The 1,391-nt window shown below is 80.2% G+C and carries 2 pseudogenes; both read left to right on the forward strand.

The features are described 5' to 3' along the window. Positions 1-1,092: pseudogene (locus ACFV4N_RS43760) on the forward strand (non-ribosomal peptide synthetase); the annotation flags it as partial. 151 nt (positions 1,093-1,243) lie between these two features. Continuing rightward, a pseudogene (locus ACFV4N_RS43765) lies at positions 1,244-1,391 on the forward strand (NADP-specific glutamate dehydrogenase); the annotation flags it as partial.

Here is a 1,391-nt window from a genome sequence, read left to right on the forward strand (position 1 = left end):
GGCCTGCTGCACGGCGACCACCGGCCGGCGCTGCTCGTGCTCGGCGGCGAGGCCACCCCGCCCGGTCTGTGGCGGCGCGTCGCCGCGTCCGGGGTGGCAGCCCGCAACATGTACGGCCCCACCGAGGCCGCCGTGGACGGCACCTGCGCGCGGGTCGAGGGCGCCGAACCCACCATCGGGTTCCCGCTGCCCGGCACCAGGGCCTACGTGCTGGACAACGCGCTGCGCCCGGTGCCGCCGGGCGTGCGCGGCGAGCTGTACCTGGCCGGGCCGCGCCTGGCCCGCGGCTACCTGGACCGCCCCGGCCTGACCGCCGACCGGTTCGTGGCCGACCCGTTCGGCGGGCCCGGCGACCGCATGTACCGCACCGGCGACCTGGCCCGCTGGACCCCGCGCGGCCTGGAGTACCTGGGCCGGCGCGACGGCCAGGTCAAGGTGCGCGGCCACCGCGTCGAGGTCGGCGAGGTCGAGGCCGCGCTGGGCGCGCTGCCCGGCGTGAGCGCGGCCGCCGCCGCCGTCCGCACCGGCGCCGGCACGGCCCGGCTGATCGGCTACGTGGTGCCCGCCGCCGGCCACGAGGTCACGCCCGAGGCGGTGCGCACGGCGCTGGCCGACCGGGTGCCCGACCACCTCGTGCCCTCGGCCGTGGTGGTGCTGGACGAGCTGCCGGTCACGGTCAACGGCAAGCTCGACCGCGCCGCCCTGCCCGAACCCCGCGCCGCGGGCGGCGGGCGCGCCCCGGCCACCGGGCGGGAACGCGCGCTGTGCGCCGTCGTCGCGGAGGTGACCGGCGCGGAGCACGTCGGCGTCGACGACGACTTCTTCGCCCTGGGCGGCGACAGCATCACCGCGATCAGCGTCAGCAGCCGGTTGCGCGCGCACGGCCTGGAGCTGCGCCCGCGCGACCTGCTCGCCCGGCGCAGCCTCGCGTCGCTGGCCGCGGCGGCCCGGGAGACCGGGGCCGCCGAGACCCCGGTGGACGAGCCGACCGGGCCCGTGCCCGCGCCGCCGATCGTGCGCGCCCTGCTCGACCCGCACCCCGACCCGGCCGCGATCGCCGGCTACGCGCAGTGGACCGCCCTGCACGTGGACCACCTGTCCGGGGGCGCCCGGGGGGGCGGCCGGGGCCGGGGGGGGGGCCCCCCCCACCCCCCGGGGCGGCGGGTGGCCCCCCCCCGCGGGCGCCCCCGCGGGCGGGGCCCGGCCGCCCCCCCGCGGGGCCCCCGCGACCAGCGCCCTGGAGATGCAGCAGAACGCGTCCCGCGACTCCTGGAGCTTCGACCACACGGAGCGCCGGCTCGCGGACATCATGCACGGCATCCACGACCGCTGCCTGGAGGCCGCCGACCTGTACGGCAAGCCCGGGAACTACCTGGCCGGCGCGAGCATCG

Source organism: Actinosynnema sp. NPDC059797 (genome assembly GCF_042732085.1).
Taxonomy (GTDB): Bacteria; Actinomycetota; Actinomycetes; order Mycobacteriales; family Pseudonocardiaceae; genus Actinosynnema.